The organism is Deinococcus aetherius, assembly GCF_025997855.1.
Classification (GTDB): domain Bacteria; phylum Deinococcota; class Deinococci; order Deinococcales; family Deinococcaceae; genus Deinococcus; species Deinococcus aetherius.
The window spans coordinates 1,103,877-1,122,450 of record NZ_AP026560.1 but is presented as its reverse complement, the minus strand read 5'-3'; the positions used below and the strand labels follow the sequence as shown (position 1 = coordinate 1,122,450).

12 protein-coding genes are annotated in these 18,574 nt (G+C 68.4%); 7 read left to right on the top strand and 5 right to left on the bottom strand.

From position 1 onward, the window contains the following. Window positions 1–264 precede the first annotated feature (264 nt). Entirely contained in the window at window positions 265–2,250 is a 1,986-nt protein-coding gene (locus DAETH_RS05680; RefSeq protein WP_264776949.1) for a DNA topoisomerase subunit B, read from the top strand. A 69-nt stretch (window positions 2,251–2,319) separates the two neighbouring features. Here DAETH_RS05680 and DAETH_RS05675 read toward each other — a convergent pair whose 3' ends face one another. From DAETH_RS05675 to DAETH_RS05655, 5 genes are all read right to left on the bottom strand, one after another. Next, window positions 2,320–2,682 carry an endonuclease domain-containing protein gene (locus DAETH_RS05675; RefSeq protein WP_264776948.1) on the bottom strand — a complete coding sequence of 121 codons (363 nt, stop codon included), beginning with the start codon at window positions 2,680–2,682 and terminating at the stop codon, window positions 2,320–2,322. 165 nt (window positions 2,683–2,847) lie between these two features. Then, window positions 2,848–5,979, bottom strand: coding sequence for a DEAD/DEAH box helicase (locus DAETH_RS05670; protein WP_264776947.1), 3,132 nt, complete (start codon window positions 5,977–5,979; stop codon window positions 2,848–2,850). Between the two features lie 105 nt (window positions 5,980–6,084). Next, entirely contained in the window at window positions 6,085–6,522 is a 438-nt protein-coding gene (locus tag DAETH_RS05665; RefSeq protein ID WP_264776946.1) for a hypothetical protein, read from the bottom strand. 313 nt (window positions 6,523–6,835) lie between these two features. Next, window positions 6,836–7,087 (bottom strand): hypothetical protein, encoded by a 252-nt coding sequence (locus tag DAETH_RS05660; RefSeq protein WP_264776945.1) that lies wholly within the window; start codon window positions 7,085–7,087, stop codon window positions 6,836–6,838. Between the two features lie 15 nt (window positions 7,088–7,102). Continuing rightward, a complete protein-coding gene (locus DAETH_RS05655; RefSeq protein WP_264776944.1) occupies window positions 7,103–8,278 on the bottom strand; it encodes a VLRF1 family aeRF1-type release factor in 1,176 nt (391 codons plus the stop codon). A 279-nt stretch (window positions 8,279–8,557) separates the two neighbouring features. Between DAETH_RS05655 and DAETH_RS05650 the strand changes: the two genes are divergently transcribed. The 6 genes from DAETH_RS05650 to DAETH_RS05625 all read left to right on the top strand — a co-directional run bounded on the left by DAETH_RS05650 (window position 8,558) and on the right by DAETH_RS05625 (window position 18,545). Further along, window positions 8,558–9,532, top strand: coding sequence for an ABC transporter substrate-binding protein (locus DAETH_RS05650; RefSeq protein ID WP_264776943.1), 975 nt, complete (start codon window positions 8,558–8,560; stop codon window positions 9,530–9,532). Window positions 9,533–9,643: 111 nt separating this feature from the next. Continuing rightward, a complete protein-coding gene (locus DAETH_RS05645) occupies window positions 9,644–10,399 on the top strand; it encodes a hypothetical protein (RefSeq protein WP_264776942.1) in 756 nt (251 codons plus the stop codon). A 289-nt stretch (window positions 10,400–10,688) separates the two neighbouring features. Then, window positions 10,689–12,848 (top strand): glycogen debranching protein GlgX, encoded by a 2,160-nt coding sequence (glgX, locus tag DAETH_RS05640; RefSeq protein ID WP_264776941.1) that lies wholly within the window; start codon window positions 10,689–10,691, stop codon window positions 12,846–12,848. Window positions 12,849–13,035: 187 nt separating this feature from the next. Beyond that, window positions 13,036–14,850 carry a malto-oligosyltrehalose trehalohydrolase gene (gene treZ / locus DAETH_RS05635; protein WP_264776940.1) on the top strand — a complete coding sequence of 605 codons (1,815 nt, stop codon included), beginning with the start codon at window positions 13,036–13,038 and terminating at the stop codon, window positions 14,848–14,850. Then, window positions 14,847–17,708, top strand: coding sequence for a malto-oligosyltrehalose synthase (gene treY / locus DAETH_RS05630; protein ID WP_264776939.1), 2,862 nt, complete (start codon window positions 14,847–14,849; stop codon window positions 17,706–17,708). The genes treZ and treY overlap by 4 nt, the downstream gene beginning before the upstream one ends. A 144-nt stretch (window positions 17,709–17,852) precedes the next feature. Then, a complete protein-coding gene (locus tag DAETH_RS05625) occupies window positions 17,853–18,545 on the top strand; it encodes a Bax inhibitor-1/YccA family protein (RefSeq protein ID WP_264776938.1) in 693 nt (230 codons plus the stop codon). Window positions 18,546–18,574 lie beyond the last annotated feature (29 nt).

Genomic DNA, 18,574 nt, shown 5'->3' with positions numbered 1-18,574 from the left:
TGTGCCCCGAGCGACCCGGAACGCCAAACCCCGGCCGTCCATCAAACCCCCCTTGCTGATTTTTTTCGCCCTGGACGCCATCCAGCCTGACCACGCCGATTCATACTCGGGCCGCCTAATTACGCTATTTACGTAATCTATTTGACCCGTTTCAACTGGAGGGGTATACTGTCAGGACCTTCGGGGGCGCACCCAGCGCCCGTTTTTTCCGAATCGACCTTTCTACCGCCGCGCTTTCCCCCTGAGGGCGCCGCCAGGAGGACCATGACGCAATCAACCAGCACCCCGCCCGCCTACGACGCCAGCTCCATCTCGATCCTCAAGGGCCTGGAGGCGGTGCGCAAACGCCCCGGCATGTACGTGCAGGGCGGCACGGGCGTGGACGGCTACCACCAGCTCCTGACCGAGATCATCGACAACGCCATCGACGAGGGCCTGGGGGGTTTTGCCGACGAGGTCCACGTCATCATGCACGCGGACGGCTCCGCCACCGTGACCGACAACGGGCGCGGCATCCCGGTGGACATCATGAAATCCGAGGGCAGAAGTGCCATCGAGGTCATCTTCACCGAGCTGCACGCGGGCGGCAAGTTCGGCGGCGGCGCGTACAAGGTGTCCGGCGGCCTGCACGGCGTGGGATCGAGCGTGGTGAACGCGCTGTCCACCTACCTCGACGTGACCGTCAACAAGGACGGCTCACTCCACCACATCCGCTTCGAGCGCGGTGAGGTCACGACCCCGCTGGAAGTCGTGGGTAAGACGCCGAGGGACGTTCACTGGGCCACCAAGGTCACCTTCCATCCCGACCCCGGCGTCTTCCACGAGTTCGAGAACAAGTTCGACTACGACCGCATCCGCCGCCGCCTGCGTGAGCTGGCGTACCTGACCGGGCTGAAGATCGTGGTGCGTGACGAGCGGACCGAGCTGCACGCGGGCGAGATCAAGGAAGAGACCTTCTTTGAACAGGGCGGCATCGCCAACTTCGCCCGCGCCCTGGTGATGGACGACGGCAAGCTGCTGTACGACCAGCCCATCGTGATGCGGGGGACGCATTCCGACGTGGAGGTCGAGGTCGCGTTCATCCACGCGAACACGTACTCCAGCGACAACATCCTTACCTACGCGAACATGATCCGCACGCGCGACGGCGGCACGCCGCTGACGGGCTTCAAGACCGCTTACACCCGCATCCTGAACAAGTACGCCAAGGACAAGAACCTGATCAAGGCGGGGAACCCGGTGCCCGGCGGCGACGACCTGCTGGAGGGCATCTACTGCGTGGTGTCGGTCAAGCTGGGTGATCCGCAGTTCGAGTCGCAGGCGAAGGTCAAGCTGCTGAACTCGGAGGCGCAGACCGCCGTGAACGCCGTCGTGGGCGAGAAGTTCGCGGAGTTTCTGGAGGAGAACCCCAGGGTGGGGCGCACCATCGTGGAGAAGGCCGCCGAGGCCGCCCGCGCCCGCGAGGCCGCGCGCAAGGCCCGCGACATCGTGCGGCGTTCTAACCCCCTGGAGAACGACGACCTGCCCGGCAAGCTCGCGGACTGCTCCAGCCAGGACCCCTCGGAGAGCGAACTCTTTATCGTGGAGGGGAACTCGGCGGGCGGCTCGGCCAAGGGTGGGCGGGAGCGGCGCTTCCAGGCGATCCTGCCCCTGCGCGGCAAGATTCTCAACGTCGAGAAGGCCGAGCTGAACAAGATCCTCAAGAACGCCGAGATTCGCTCGCTGATAGGCGCCATCGGCGCGGGCGTGGAGGGCACGGGCGACAACGTCCACTTCGACCTGTCGAACCTGCGCTACCACAAGATCATCATCATGACCGACGCCGACATGGACGGCGGGCACATCACGACGCTGCTGCTGACCTTCTTCTTCCGCTACATGCGCCCGGTCGTGGAGCAGGGGCACTTGTACATCGCGCAGCCGCCGCTGTACCGCATCACGGTGGGCGCGCAGACGAAGAACAACAAGGGCACCTACCTCTACAACGAGGAGGAGCTGAAACAGCACGTCGCCCGCGCGACCAAGGAAGGCAAGAAGTACGAGATTCAACGCTTCAAGGGCCTGGGCGAGATGAACGCCGAGCAGCTCTGGGAGACGACGATGAACCCCGAGGCGCGCGTCCTCAAGCGCGTCAGCATCGAGGACCTGATGGACACCAACCGCATCTTCGAGGACCTGATGGGGACGGACGTGACGCCCCGCAAGGACTTCATCCGGGAGAACGCGCGGTTCGCGGAGATCAGCGTGTAAGGGAAGCAAGACAAGAGCCGCCTGCCCGTGTGGTGGGCGGTTTTTGCTATGGCTCTACTCAATGACAGATCAGAAAGGCGCTTCTCCCCGACAGAGGGCCTCAATCACCTTGCATACGCCTTCGAACTGCCCGAACACTTCCGCATTCCTGAAGCGCACCACCTGGATGCCCGCCGCCGTGAGTTGCTGCGTCCGCTCGGCGTCGTACTCCACCGCCGCCCGACCGTCGTGACTGCGGCCATCCAGTTCGATGCACAGCTTCAGGGAAGGCGAGTAGAAATCCAGGATGTAGCCGTGAAGCGGGACCTGACGCCGGAACTTGACCGGATGCGTGCGGAGGAACTCGAACCAGAGTTTGCGCTCGGCGGGGGTCTGGTTGTTGCGGAGTTCGCGGGCGCGGGGAGCGAGGTGCCGGGTGTAGGCGTGACGCATGGCGCTAGCTTAGGCTGGGGGACCCCTCAGTCGGCTGCGCCGACAGCTCCCCTTAAAGGGGAGCCTTGAGGCGCACGACACCGGAGAAACGATGCCGACGATAGCCTCCCTTTTAAGGGGAGGTGGCGCGAAGCGCCGGAGGGGTCCCCCCGCCCAAGCCTCCCCTCACCCAAAGTACCCCAACACCTCGATGAGCACCCGCGCGTAGTCGTCCGGCCTCAGCCCCCGCTTCTCCAGCTTCACGCCGGGCGGGAAGGTGGTGACTTCCGTCTTGTGCGGGAAGCGTTTCAGGCCGGGGGCGTCGTAGTCCAGGCCCTTGTAGGCGAAGGCCACCTGAATGTGGGTCATCGTCTCGCCGATGCTCAGCACCCGCTTGGCAAGGGCGGTCAGGCGCAGCTTGGCGAGGTCGATGAAGTTCTGGACCTCGGCGGTGGGCGGGCCGTACTTCTTGCGCAGGTCGCGCTCGACCCGGCTGACGGCCTGGAGCGTCCGCGCCTCCGACAGCCGCCCGTAGGTGGCGATGCGCTCCTCCTCGTTGCCGTCGAAGTAGTCCGGCGTGAGGCGGGCGTTGATGGGGAGGTCAATAGCGACGCTGGCCGGGGTTTCCATCTTCTCGCCCTTCAACCGGGCGACGGCCTGGGCGAGCATCTCGGTGTACACGTCGATGGAGACGGCCTGCACGTGCCCGTGCTGCTCCTCGCCCAGGATGTTGCCCACCCCGCGAATCTCCATGTCCTTTTCGGCGAGGAGGTGCCCGCTCCCCAGGTCTTGCAGGTCGGCGATGGCCCACAAGCGGCGCTGGGCGTTCTCGGTCATGCGCGGCGGGTAGAACATATAGGCGTAGGCGGTCTGCTGCCGCCGTCCCACCCGCCCGCGAAGCTGGTAGAGCTGAGCGAGGCCCAGGCGGTCCGCTCGCTCGATCAGAATGGTGTTCGCCTCGGGGATGTCCAGGCCCGTCTCGACGATGGTGGTGGAGAGCAGCACGTCGAACGCACCCCCCGCGAAGCCGAGCATGATCTCCTCCAGCTCCTCCTCGTTCATCCGCCCGTGCGCCACGCCGATGCGCGCCTCCGGGACGAGGTTACGGAGGTACAGGCTGCGCGCCCCGATGGAGGCGATGCGGTCGTGGATGTAGAAGACCTTGCCGCCGCGCTCGATCTCGGAGAGGATCGCGTCGCGTACCGTCACCGGGTCGTAGGGGGCGAGCACCGTCTGGATGGGCTTGCGGCCCTTCGGCGGCGTCTGGATGCTGCTCATGTCGCGCAGGCCCACCATGCTCATGTAGAGGGTGCGCGGGATGGGCGTGGCGGAGAGGGCCAGGGTGTCCACCGCCCGCACGTCCTGGGGAATCTCGATCTTGCCCTTGCCGTCTTTGGGCACCTCGGGCAGGCCGCGCAGGGCCCGCAGCTTCTCCTTCTGCCCCACCCCGAAGCGGTGCTCCTCGTCCACGATGATCAGGCCGAGGTCCTTGAACCCAACGTCGCCCGACAGCAGGCGGTGGGTGCCGATGATGATGTCCACCTTCCCCTGCGCGAGGTCGGCGAGGATGGCGCGGGCCTGCTTGTCCCCAGTGAAGCGGCTCAGGCCCTCGACGCGCACGGGGAGGTTCTTGAACCGCTCGACAAACGTGGACGTGTGCTGCTCGGCGAGGAGGGTCGTGGGCACGAGGACGGCGACCTGCTTGCCGTGGCCGGTAACCCGGTGCGCCGCGCGCAGGGCGACCTCCGTCTTGCCGAAGCCCACGTCGCCGGAGATCAGGCGGTCGGCGGGGTTGGGCTTTTCGAGGTCGCGCATCGTCTCCTTGAGCGCCGTCTTCTGGTCGGCGGTCAGCTCGAACCCGAAGTTCTTCTCCACCTGCGCGTCCCACTCGGGCTGCGGGGGGAAGGCGTTACCGGGCGTGACCTGCCTCGCCGCATACTGCACGAGGAGTTTGGCGGCCACCTCCTCCGCGTTCTTGCGCGCCCGCTCCTTGGCACGCGCCCAGTCCTTCTTGTCGAAGCTGGAGAGGACGGGCGGATCGTCGGTCGTGCCGGGGTGGCGGCGCAGCACGGGCAGTTGCTCTATGGGCACGGCGAGGCGGGCGCCGTTCCGGTATTCGAGGTTCAGGTAGTCGCGCGTGACGCCGAGGACCGTGCGCGTCTCCAGCCCCTGAAACTGCCCGATGCCGTGCTCGGGGTGGATCAGGTAGTCGCCGACGTGGAGGCCCAGCGCGTCGGTGACGGGCTTGCCGCCGAGCTTCTTGCCGCGCAGTGCCGAGCCTCCCTGGAAACCGTAGATCAGGTCTTCCGTGATGACGACGGTGCGGTGTTCTGGGATGGCGAAGCCGCCCTCGCCGCCCGCGCGCAGGAAACCGAGGCCGCCCTCCTCGACACGCGGGATGGTCAGCCAGGGGACCTCGCGGGTCTCCAGCAATTTCTCCGCCAGATACGTCGCCGTCCGGTCATGCCGCACGAGGATCAGGACCCGGTAGCCCGCCCCCCGCCAGTCGTCCACGTCCCGCGCGAGGTCGGAGAGGCGGGCGCGGTAGAAGGGCAGGACTTTGAGGTCAAGGTCGAAGTCGGAGAGTTCGAGGGGGGAGCGGCCAAAAGAAGTGACTTCGCGGTTCCGCAACCGGGGCCAGAGGGTGTCGGCGAGCGGGCCCAATGCCGAGGCGTAGAACTCCGGCGCGTCGAGGAACACCCGGCCTAGCAGGAGGTCGAGGCGGGTGGCATCCCACTTCACCTCCGTCAGGTAGTCGGCGGTGGGCTCCAGCGTGAAGGTCCTGATCTTCTCGCCCGTCAGCTCCCCAGGAGAAAGGCGGCGCAGGGTATCCAGCTCGTCCCCGAAGAACTCGGCGCGAATCCAGACGGCTTCGGCGTCCTGAGGCACCCCCGCCCCCGGCTCCAGCCTCAACTCCAGCGTGTCGCCGCGCAGCTCGAAGCCGGGTTCCTCGCCGCGCTCGTAGCCCAGCCGCTCCAGGCGGCCCAGCAACTCCTCGCGCGGGTAGGAACGGCCCACCGTGAGGGTGACGGCGTGGTCCTCGGGGTGCGCGGGGAAGAGGTCGAGGGCGGTGTTCACGTCGAGGACGACGTGCTCGTGCTTCTCGCCCCAGTCGCGCAGGCCGGGGTTGACGGTCACGGGGGCGCCGAGCACGCCCGACGAGGCGTAGAGCGCGGCGCGGTCGGGCGTGGTCAGCAGCACGGCGGGACCGGGGTGGGCGGCGAAGAGGGCGGCGCGGGCCACCTGCGGGAGCAGCAGGACGTTTCCGACCGGCGCGGACGGCAGCAGTTTGGAGAGGTTGGGGGTGGCGACCGTCACAGGGGGGATTGTACGCGGGGAGACCTGGAAGGGATGGAAGGGAGACGACGAACGGGCAGGGCGGAACGGCCCTCTCCCTTGCCGTTCCGCCCACGCGTCCCTATCCTACTTCTTCATGTACATGAGCACGGCCTGGCAGGGCTCCCAGTCGCAGGACTCCATGCTCAGCCGCACGGTGTAGTCACCTCGCCCGGTCCGGAAGGAGACGATGGGCACGCTGTCCAGTTCGTAGTCCGAGGCGACGACCTGCCCTCGCGAATCGCGCACCACGAGGTCGATGTCGCCGCAGGCACTGTCGCAGATCGCCTTGAAGCGGTACTCGCCGCCCGACAGGGTAACCTCCTCGGTCTCGACGTCGCCCTCGTCCATCCGGTAAACGTCCGGCTCGAAGACCTCGTGGTAGCCGAAGCCGCGCGTCACGTCCCGCTGCGCCTCGTACTGGGCATACAGCCCCGACGGGACCGTGTCGGCCCGCACCGGGCTTCCCGCGAGCAGCACCGCAGACGCCAGCAGGGCCACCATCTTCCTCCACCCTTCGCGCATACCTTTCTCCTTCCCCCACCGGGGCGGGGTGAGCGGGCCGGGTGATTGTCCGTTCGCGTCCCGTCCGCTGTGCCGCCACATTAGGAAGGCCCTCATGACCTCCTCGTGACCGTGGGATGACCGCCGGAACCACGGGGTGTGGAGAGCGGCGGGGAGCACGCCGAATGCCCACAGACCCCTCCTGGGCGCGTCCGGGCGAAGTCGACGTGCTTTGAAGAGGTTGACGGAACACTGTTGTCCCGCTGAGCAATCCGGGAAATGCCTCGTGTTGCTCAGCGGAACGGTGTTGTATTGCCGGGGACTTTAAACTGATCTACTCCCGCTTCGGCCCCGAGCTGTACTGCCGCGCGTCGAGCCACAGCCCGGCGGCCACCTGCGCGAGCCCGATGGCGCGGGTGGCATGGGGCCGCTCGGCGCACCACTCCATCAGCCCCCGCACGCCGGGCACCGGCATCCACCACAGCAGGCTGTGCCGCACGGGCCGGAGCAGGGAGATCAGCCCGTCCCCGATCAGAAGGGTGGCGAACAGTTCGAGGGCGCGTCTGGTGCGAATGCTCGTCGCCATGTCACTCCCTCCCGCTCAGTACCGGGGCAGCCCCGCCAGCCCGCCGAACTCGCGCACGAGGCGCCCGGCGTAGTCCCCGTGTACCCGCTTGACCTCGACGCCGTAGAGGTCGATCAGATCGGGCAGCACTTCTTCCAGGGTGACGCGTTCCATCAGGCTGTCGTCGAGGGGGCTGTGGACCACGTCCTTCTTGCTCGTGAAGTAGGGGACCTCGCGGTTGTGGCTGCGGTAGATGTTCATCTGCGAGCCGTCCTCGGGGATCACGAGCTGGTAGATGCGCGCCTCCTGGATCATCTCCAGCACGCGCTCGACCTCCATCACGCCCTGTTCCTGAATCTGGTCGAGCAGGGCGGCCTCCGTCTTCTGGCGGTACTCCTCGACGATAGGCTGAATCTTTTCCAGAATCTCCGCCGGGTTCACCCAGCCCGCGCCGCCCACCACGTTCGTCTCGCCGATCACCTCGTAGGGCGCCTTGTCGGGAATCTCGGCCTTGAACTCGGCCACGCGCTGCACGGTGCCCACCAGAATGAGGGCCTTGATGTCGCGGCGGCTCATCATCTCGCCCAGCTCCGCCACGATCCCGTTGTAAAACCGCTGCTGGATCGCCGCCTCGCGGTTCTCGAAGAGGTCGGTGCCGCTGTCGCTGCGCGGGCCGCTGCCGGGTTGGCCCCTGCCCGCCCCGCCGCTTCCAGGCGCCCCCGGCACGTGGCGGGTGCCCGAGACCATCGAGTCCCAACGCTCGCCGTCGTCGAGGCGGACGTTCTCCTCGCGCCGCAGCTCGATGAGTTCGCCCTGACGCAACAGGAAGAGCCGTGCCCACTCTCTATCCACCGCGAGGACGGCCACGGTGGGGAGCAGTTCCATGATGCTCGCCAGGAGCGACTTGACGGGGCGCCCGTAGTGGAAGCGTTCGGGCAGGTCCGCGTTGATGTCGAAGCGCTCCAGCGTCTCGCCCTCCACGAGGTACAGGGCGCTCTTGCCGTGGTGGGTGCGGGGCTGGGAGAGGTCGTCGAGGACCAGACCCATCACCGTGGGGGGAACCCCGGCCTCCTGCATCGCCACCTTGGCCCGGGTCTGGAGTCCGCCGCCCTCGTTGTCCACGTTGGCGGGGTTGTCGTTCACGACGGCCATCAGAACCATCGCGTTGTCGGGAAGCTCCTGGATGCGGCGCATATCGGCTCTGGAAATCATGTTTGCCCCTTTCTGCGGCCCCATTTTTGAGAGGCGCGATGCGGCAGCGTCTCCTATTTCGCTGAAGACCGGTTCACGCTTGCCCCGCCCCGGCCCTCAAGCCGCCACCGGCCGCCCCAAAGGGCGGGATTCCAGAGCGTCCGCGCTGCTCCGGCAGCCTCACTTCCCCGGAGGCCTCCCCGGGAACAGACGGCTCGGCGCCCCCCCTGGCCGCTCAGGTCCGCCCTCTTGCCCATACAGTTTACAAAATAGATCAATTTATTTGGTAGACTGGCCTCTATGAAGCGCACTCTCCTTTCTCTCGCCACGCTCGCCCTGACCCTGGGCGGGGCGCAGGCGCAACAGGTCAAGGAATTTCGGCTGGGCATCTTTCCCAACGTCACGCACGCGGCCGGGCTGGTGGGTGTGCAGCGCGGGCTCTTTCAGAAGGAACTCGGCAACGTGCGGCTGGTGGTCAAGGAGTTCGCCAACGGCTCGCAGATCAACGAGGCGTTCGCGGCGGGCGCCATCGACGCGGCGTACGTGGGCCCCGGCCCGGCGATGAACGCCTTCATGCGCGGGGTGCCCATCCAGGTCTACGCGGGGGCGGCGAACGCGGGCGCAGTGCTCGTGGGCCGGGGGGACAGCGGCATCCGGGGCGTGAAGGGGCTCGCGGGCAAGAAGGTCGCCGTGCCCACGCGCGGCTCCACCCAGGACATCAGCCTGCGCCACCTGCTGCACGAGAACGGTCTGAAGGCCACCGACGAGGGCGGCACCGTCACCATCGTGCCCATCGACCCGGCGAACATGCCCGCCGCCTTCGCCAGCAGGCAGGTGGACGCCGCCCTCGTGCAGGAGCCGTGGGGCGCGGTGATGGAGACGCAGGGCGCGCGGCTGATCGCCAATGAAAAGGCGATCTGGGAGGGCGGCAACTACACGACCACCGTCCTCGTCGTGAACACCAAGTTCGCGGAGCAGAACCCGGAGGTCGTGAGGGGGCTCCTGCGCGGGCACCTCGCCGCGATCAACTTCATCAAGACGAGCAACGCGGGGGCACAGAAGGCCATCGCCGACCAGATTCAGGCTTTCACGGGCAAGCGACCCAACTCCGCCGAACTCTTCAAGGCCCTCGCGCGCACGCGGGTCACCTGGGACATCAACCTCAAGACCCTGGGCGAGTACGCTCAACTCAACAAGGAGGCGGGCTTCGCGCGGGACGTGCCGGACCTGAACCGCTTCGTGAACCTGAGCGTGGTGCGGGGGCTGGCGAAGTAGGAAGCCGTCAGCGGTCAGCTTTCAGCCCTCAACACAGAACACCCCGGCTCCGGCTGGGGCGTTTGTCTGGCTGACCGCTGATGGCTGACGGCTGACCGCTATCCTTCCCCCATGACCGGACCGAAAAAGGGATCAAGGGGCCGCGCGCCGAGGCGCAACACGGCGCAGGGACGCGGGGGAGCAACGCGCGACAGCACGGCGCCCGTCCGCGAGCGCACCCCACGCGCGGAGGGCGAGTCGGGAGGGCGGTCCGCCTCCAGTCCCCGCCGGGATGGGCCGAGGGCCGGGGACACGCGGCCGGGCGGGGCACGCGGCGACACGGCAGGCGGGAGTCGTGCAGGAGGTGGCAACGCGGCCTCGCGCGGCGGCACCAACCCGGCCCGGCGCAAACCGGGCGAGCGGGCGGCGGCGGGCGAGGTGACCTTCAATCCCGCCACCGGGCGCAAGACTCCGCCCAAGGGGGTGAAGAAGCCTCTGCCCGAGCGGGGGCGCGTGCAGCTCGACGCGCCGCCGCCCGAAACCGTCTTCCGCGACCGCGACGGGCAGGAGCTGACCTTCCCGGACAGCAGCCTCAAGCGGGTGGCCGCCCGCATCCTGGGCACGCGGAACAAGGCGTGGCGCTACCGGCCCTTTTCCTTCCCCCTCTTCACCGAGTCGGGGCGCGAGCAGGCCTTTCACTTCGACTTCTACATCTACGACGCCGAGGATTCGGTGATCCGGCTGATCCTCGTGGTGCCCTTCGAGACGCGCGAGGTGTGGGACCGCATCGGGCGCTTCAAGCGGCAGTACCCCATGTACACCTACGAGCTGTGGACGCCCGAGCGCCTGGCGCAGCTCGACCGGCCCAGGGCACAGCTCGGGTTCTGACAGCGGTGGCCGGAGAAGTGGAGCGAGAAACCGGGGTGCAAGCGGTCGGAACGGAGCACCGCGATCAGCGTTTCCTTCCGCCCCCACCCCTCCCTTGAGCCGTTCTTGAGGGACGGCGGGGGGTGGGAGGGTCCCGTAAGGTTTCTGTAATTCACCTCGCCCGTGATCTGGGCGGCTTTTGGTAACGTTTCCAGCAACGGGTGGCGTCTTCGCGGGTGAACCGTGGAGTCGCCTCCTCCTTACATATCTACCCTGACGAAACCGGGCTGCGCGCCCGTGGAGGACCCTCATGACCGCCACCGAACCGACCGTCCCCTCTCCCCTCGACACGACCGCGCCCCCGGCGCGCGTGCGGCCCGGGAGCCCCTATCCCCTGGGAGCCACCTGGGACGGCAAGGGCACCAACTTCGCGCTGTACTCCGAAAACGCCAGCGCCGTCGAGCTGTGCTTCTTCGACGACCAGGGCCAGGAGACGCGCTTTGAAATCAACGAACAGACCGCCTTCGTGTGGCACGGCTACCTTCCGGGCGTCGGGCCGGGGCAGCGGTACGGCTACCGGGTACACGGCGAGTATGCCCCCGAGCGGGGGTTGCGGTTTAACCCGAACGTCGTGCTCCTCGACCCGTACGCCAAGGCGCTGGGCGGGGTGGAGAACCTGGAGGCGGGCATCTTCGGGTACGTTCCCGGCGGGGAGGACACCGTGATGCAGACGCAGGAGCAGCGCGGCATCCCGCTCGGCATCGTGATCGACCCGGTGTTCAACTGGGTGGGCGACAGGAGGCCGAAAGTTCCCTTCCACCAGTCGGTGATCTACGAGACCCACGTCAAGGGCCTGACCATGACCCATCCTGACGTGCCCGAGGCGCTGCGCGGGACGTACGCGGGTGTGGCGACCGAGCCCATCTTGCGCTACCTCCAGGACCTCGGGGTCACGGCGGTCGAGTTTCTGCCCGTCCATCAGCATGTGGACGACCCCTTCCTGGTCGCCAAGGGGCTGACGAACTACTGGGGCTACTCGACCCTGAACTTCTTCGCGCCGGACGTGCGCTACTCCGCCGCCGCGCGCCGGGGTGACCCCGCCGGGGCCGTGCCCGAGTTCAAGAACATGGTGCGCGCCCTGCACGACGCCGGGATCGAGGTGATCCTCGACGTGGTGTACAACCACACCGCCGAGGGCAACCACCTCGGGCCCACGATGAGCTTCAAGGGCATCGACAACCCGACGTACTACCGCCTCGTCGCCGACAAGCCGCGCTTCTACTTCGACTATACGGGCACCGGGAACTCCCTGAACGTCCGGCACCCGCAGACCCTCCGGCTCATCATGGACAGCCTGCGCTACTGGATCACCGAGATGCACGTGGACGGCTTCCGCTTCGACCTCGCCTCGACGCTGGCGCGCGGGCTGCACGAGGTGGACCAGCTCTCGGGCTTTTTCACGATCATCCACCAGGACCCCGTCATCTCGCAGGTCAAGCTGATCGCCGAGCCGTGGGACGTGGGCGAGGGCGGCTACCAGGTCGGCAACTTCCCGGTGAACTGGGCGGAGTGGAACGGCATCTACCGCGACGACATGCGCGCCTTCTGGAAGGGCGAGGGCGGGCTGGCCTCCGAGATCGGCTACCGCCTGACGGGCTCTTCGGACCTCTACCAGCGCGACGGTCGCAAACCCTCCGCCTCGATCAACTTCGTGACCGCCCACGACGGCTTCACCCTGTGCGACTCGGTGATGTACGAACAGAAGCACAACGAGGCGAACGGCGAGGGCAACAAGGACGGCCACAACCACAACCTGACCTGGAACTGCGGGGTGGAGGGCGAGACGGACGACCCGGAGATCAAGGTTCTGCGCGCGAGGCAGCAGCGCAACTTCCTGGCGACGTTGCTGCTCGGGCAGGGCACGCCGATGATTCTCGGTGGCGACGAGATCGGGCGCACGCAGAAGGGCAACAACAACGCCTACTGCCAGGACAACCCTGTCAGCTGGTACGACTGGGCGAAGATCGACGCGGACCTGCTCGCCTTTACCCGGCGGGTGATCCGGCTGCGCAAGGCGCACCCCGCGCTGCACCGCCGCAAGTTCTTCTCGGGGCGCACCATTCGCGGCGAGGACGTGCGCGACATCGTGTGGCTGCGGTTCGACGGCCAGCAGATGAGCGACGCCGACTGGAACAACCCTCAGACTCAGTCCCTGGGCATGTTCCTCGACGGCGACGGCCTGGACGACGTGGACGCCGAGGGGCGGCCCGTGCGGGACGACGACCTGCTGCTGCTCCTGAGTTCGTCGTACATCGACCTGCCCTTCCGCCTGCCCGACCTCGACGGCTGCGAGGCCTGGGAGCTGCTGCTCGACACCGCCGACGACGGCGCCCACGAGCTGCGGGCCGCCGGGGGCGAGACCACCCTGCGGGCGCGCAGCGTGAAGCTCTACCGCTGCGTGCGCGACTGAGGGCGGGGCAAGGAGGCCGGGAGGGCCTGACGCGTGGCCCCTTCCGGCCTTCTCGCTTTGTTGCCCCGCGCTCCTCTCCAACTCAGGCTTGACCCTTCTCTCACGGCCCTCCCCGTCCACCCGCTTACGCTGATCCGTTTCGTCCCCCTCCCTCCCGTTGGCAGGTGGGCGACCCGCAAGGAACACCATGACGACCTCTGCGAACTCTTCCCTCCCTTCCAACCGCTCCTCCGACGACCTCGCCACCCGGCTGGGCGCACACCTGTTGCCTGGCGGCAGCGGCACCCGTTTCCGGGTGTGGACGACCACGGCCCGCGAGGTCGCGGCGCGCGTGAACGGTGGGGACCACCCCATGCAGTCCCTCGGGGACGGCCTCTTCGAGACGGTGCTGCCTGTGGGCGCCGGCGCACGCTACAAGTTCGTGCTGGACGGTCAGGCCTGGCCCGACCCCTACGCCCGCTTTCTGCCGGACGGCGTGCACGGTGAGGCGGAGGTCGTGGACCTGAACGCCTACGGGTGGAAGAACACGGGGTGGCGCGGCCTGCCCCTGGGCGGGTGCGTGTTCTACGAACTGCACGTCGGCACCTTCACTCCCGAGGGAACCTACCGGGCGGCGATGGAGCGGCTGCCCGACCTCGTGGACCTGGGTGTGACCGCCGTCGAACTGATGCCGCTCGCGGCCTTTCCCGGCGCGCGCGGTTGGGGGTACGACGGGGTGGCCCTGTACGCCTCCTACGCCCCTTACGGCCGACCGGAGGACCTGATGGCCTTGGTGGACGCCGCGCACGGGCTGGGGCTGGCGGTCTTTCTGGACGCCGTGTACAACCACTTCGGGCCGGACGGGAACTACCTGGGCGTGTACAGCCCCACGTACTTCACCGACCGCTACTCGACCCCCTGGGGCGCCGGGCTCGATTACGCCGAGCCTCATATGCGCCGCCTGATCACCGGCAATGCCCGGATGTGGCTGCGCGACTACCGCTTCGACGGGCTGCGGCTCGACGCCACGAACGCGATCTTCGACGACAGCCCGGTCCACATCCTGCGTGAACTCGCCCACGAGGTCCACTCGCTCGGCGGCACTCACCTCCTCGTCGCGGAGGACCACCGCAACCTGCCCGAACTGATCACCGAAGACCACCTCGACGGCGTGTGGGCCGACGACTTCCACCACCAGGTGCGGGTCACGCTGACGGGCGAGCACGAGGGCTACTACGCCCCCTTCACGGGCGGCGCGGCGGGGATCGCGAACGCGATCAACCGGGGCTGGGTCTTCGAGGGGCAGGACTACACGGTGAACGGCGAGACCCACCCGCGCGGCAGGCCCGCCGACACGCTGGGCGCGCCGAGCTTCGTCTACTGCATCCAGAACCACGACCAGATCGGCAACCGCCCGGTGGGCGACCGCCTGCACCACCAGGGGCCGCGCGGGGTCAGCGACGCCATCTTCCGGGGAGCCTCCATGCTCCTCCTCACCCTGCCGATGACGCCGCTGCTCTTTCAGGGGCAGGAGTGGGCCGCCTCCGCCCCCTTCCCCTTCTTCAGCGACCACCAGGGCGAACTCGGCCGCCTCGTCACCGAGGGGCGCAAGCGGGAGTTCGCGTACTTCGAGGGCTTCGGCGGCGACAACGTGCTCGACCCCCAGGCGGAGGCGACTTTCCGGCTGGCGAAGCTGAACTGGGCCGAGCGCGGGGAGGGCGAACACGCCCGCACCCTGGCCCTCTACCGCGAGTTGCTGCGGCTGAGGCGGGAGGACCTCGTGCTGAGGGACCGCGAGCGCCGCAACCTCACCGCCGGGAGCGTGGGGGACGTGCTGTGGGTCCACCACAAGACCGAGGACGGCGAGCGCGCCATGCTGTGGAATCTCGGACAGGCCACGCTTGCCCCCCAGGCGCTGATCCTCTCCCTCGACCTCCCCCCCACCGTGCTCCTCCACTCCGAAGGCCGCGAGGACCTCGCCCTCGCTCCCGGTGAGGCCGCCCTGCTGAGGTCCCAGCCATGACCCAGGTGCTCGAAGCGCCCACCCACACCCCACAACCCGCCGCCCACATCCCCTCCTCCACCTACCGCCTCCAGCTTCACGAGGGCTTCGACTTCGCGGCGGCGCGGCGGGTCCTGCCCTACCTGCGGCGGCTCGGGGTGACGGACGTGTACCTCTCCCCCATCTGGACGAGCACGCCGGGCTCGACGCACGGCTACGACGTGACCGACCACGCGGAGGTGAACCCCCGGCTGGGCGGCGAGGCGGGGCTGCGGAAGCTGGCGGACCGCGCCCGCGAACTCGGGCTGCGGCTGATCGTGGACTTCGTGCCCAACCACATGGGCATCCAGGGCGGGCACAACCCGTACTGGGAGGACGTGCTGATGCACGGGCGGGCGAGCCGCTACGCCCACTTCTTCGACATCTCGTGGCAGCCCCTCAAGCGGGCGCTGGAGAACAAGGTGCTGCTGCCGACGCTGGGCGACCAGTACGGGCGGGTGCTGGAGCGGGGCGAACTGAGGCTGGAGCGCGACGGCGGCCGTTTCTTCCTGCGCTACTGGGAGCGGCGCCTGCCGATCTCGCCCCGCAGCCTCGCCGCGCTGCTCGCGCAGGTTGCGGGGCGGCTCTCGCCGGGGCCCGACCACGCCGAACTCGCCTCCATCGCCCGGGCGGCGGCGAGCCTGCCCCGTTCGACCTCTTCGGACCTGACGGACGCCGACCGCCTCGCCCGCGCGGAGGAGGTGGACGTGATCGCCCGCCGCCTCGCTATCCTCGCCCAGGCGTCCCGCACCGTCCGGGAGGCGCTGGACTCCGTGCTGGAGACGGCGAACGGCGACCCAGCCCTCCTCGACTCGCTGATCCAGGAGCAGAACTACCGCCTGGCGTACTGGCGGGTGGCCGCCGAGCAGATCAACTACCGGAGATTTTTCGACATCAACGACCTCGCGGCCCTGCGGATGGAGGACCCGCGCGTCTTCGCCTGGGCGCACGCCAAGCTCTTCGAACTCGTGCGTGACGGGGTGGTTTCGGGCGTGCGGCTCGACCACACCGACGGCCTGTACGACCCCGCCGGGTACTTCCGGGCGCTGCAACGGGGGGCCGCCGAGGCGCTGGGCCTGCCCGCCCCGGAGGAGGACACCCCGCGCGAGGCGCTGCCCCTCTACGTCGTCGCCGAGAAGATTCTGGAGCCCGGCGAGCGGCTGCCCGAGGACTGGCTGGTCCACGGGACGACCGGGTACGACTTCCTCGGGCAACTGAACGGCGTGTTCGTGGACGGCGCGAACGAGGAGGAGATGACGGCGATCTACCGCCGCTTCACCGGGGACCGCGACCCCTACTCCGAGCACCTGTACCGGGGCAAGTCCCTGATTCAGCGGGTCTCGCTGCCGGGCGAGGTGAACGTCCTCGCCGAGCACCTGGAGCGGCTGGCGGAGGCAGACCTGCGCTTCCGGGACTTCACGCTGAGCGCCCTGCGCGACGTGATCCGCGAGGTGATCGCCGTCTTCCCGGTGTACCGCACCTACGTGCGGGCAGACGGCTCGCGCGAGCCCGGCGACAACGCCAAGATCGAACTCGCCATCCGGGACGCCAAGGCCAACAGCCGCCGGGGGAACCGCGACCTCGACCCCAGCCTCTTCGACTTCCTGGAGGCGGTCCTCAAGCTGGGCGCGCCCGACGAGGCCACCCGCGAGCGTTACGCCGACTTCGCCCTCAAGTTCCAGCAGCTCACCGGCCCGGTGACAGCGAAGGGGGCGGAGGACACGGCCTTTTACCGTTACGGACGCCTCCTCTCGCTGAACGAGGTGGGCAGCGACCCCGCGCACTTCGGAACGCCCCCCAGGGCGTTCCACATGGCGGCGCGCGACCGGGCCGAACACTGGCCGGGGGCCCTCCTCGCCGGGAGCACGCACGACACCAAGCGCGGCGAGGACACCCGGGCCCGCATCAGCGTCCTGTCCGAGATGCCGCAGACCTGGACGGCGTACCTCAGCGGGTGGCTGCCCCTCGTCCGCGCGCTGGAGACGCCGACCGAACTCGGCCCCGCGCCCTCCGCGCTCGACGTGTACCTCCTGCTGCAAACGGCGCTGGGCGCGTACCCCCTGGGCGGCAGGCTCGACGGGTTCGCCGACCGCCTGAGCGACTACCTGCTCAAGGCCGCCCGCGAGGCCAAGCTGCGGACAAGCTGGGCCGCCTCCGACAGCGAGTACGAGGGGGCCCTCGACCGGATGGTGCGCGGGCTGCTGGAGAACGAGCGGTATCTGGAGACCCTGCGCGAGCTTCACATCCGGGTCAGCCCGTACGGGGCGCAGAACGGCCTCTCGGCGACCCTGGTGCGCCTGACCGCCCCCGGCGTGCCCGACACCTACCAGGGCTCGGAGGGCTGGAACCAGAGCCTCGTGGACCCCGACAACCGCCGCCCGGTGGACTACTCTTCGTACACGCGGACGCTCGCCCGCATCGAGCGGCGGCACGCGGAGAACGAGTTGAAGCTCGCCTCGGAACTCCTGGCGGGGTACGAGGACGGCGGGGTCAAGCTCCTCGTCAGCTGGGCCGCCCTCCAGGCCCGGGCCGAGCACCCGGAACTCTTCGGGCACGGCAGCTACCGCCCGCTGGGGGCGAGTCGGCACCTCCTCGCCTTCGCCCGCGAGCACGGGGACGAGTTGGCGGTGACGGTCGCGCCCCGCCTGACCTACAGCCTGACCCGCGAGAAGACGCCCTGGGCCCTGGGTGAGGTGTGGGGCAACCGGCAGCTCTCCCTTCCGCGCCCCGGCACGTACGAGAACGTGCTGACGGGTGAGCGGGTGCGGGTGCGCGGCGAGAAGATCGCGCTGGCGAAGGTGCTGGAGGACTTCCCGCTGGCGCTGCTGGTGAGGAGGTGAGGGGGAGCTGTTAGCCGTCAGCTCTCAGCGGTCAGCAAAAGATGTGGGGCTTTCGCCGTGGCCTTCCCTTTGCTGACGGCTGACGGCTGAGAGCTGAACGCTTCCCGGGAACTTTTCACCCGCCTTCCCCGTACCCTGAGGTGTATGCAAATCACTGCGACACGTACAGAAAATCTGGTCCGCACCTTCATGGCGCGGACGTACTCGTGGATGGCGGCGGGGCTGGCCCTCACCGCCGGGGTCGCCTACCTGACCGCTCAGAACGAGGTCCTGGCCTCGCAGGTGATGAGCCTGCGCCTGCCGCTGATCCTCGCCCAGTTCGTGATCGTCCTCGCGCTGAGCGGCCTCGCCACGCGGCTGAGCAGCGCGGTGGCGGGAACGCTCTTCATCGCCTACGCCGCCCTGACGGGGCTGACCTTCAGCGCCCTGCTCTTCGCCTACAGCCCCTCGGCCGTGATCTCCGCCTTCCTAACGACCGCCGGGACCTTCGGCGCGATGAGCGTGGTAGGGTACGTCATCAAGCGCGACCTGAGCGCGATGGGTCGGTTCTTCCTCTTCGCCCTGATCGGCCTGCTCGTCGCCATGATCGTGAACCTGTTCGTGGCGAGCAGCGTCCTGACGCTCGGAATCAGCGTCATCGGCGTGCTGCTCTTCGCGGGCCTGACCGCCTACGACACACAGATGCTGCGGAACCTCGCGCTGAGCGGCGTGCAGGGCGAGATGGCCGAGCGCGCGGCGATCAACGGGGCGCTGGCGCTGTACCTCAACTTCATCAACATGTTCCTCTTCATCCTGCGGATATTCGGCATCGGCGGCGGGCTGAGCCGGAGCGACTGAGGACGGGAGACGGGAAGGGGGCCGGACGC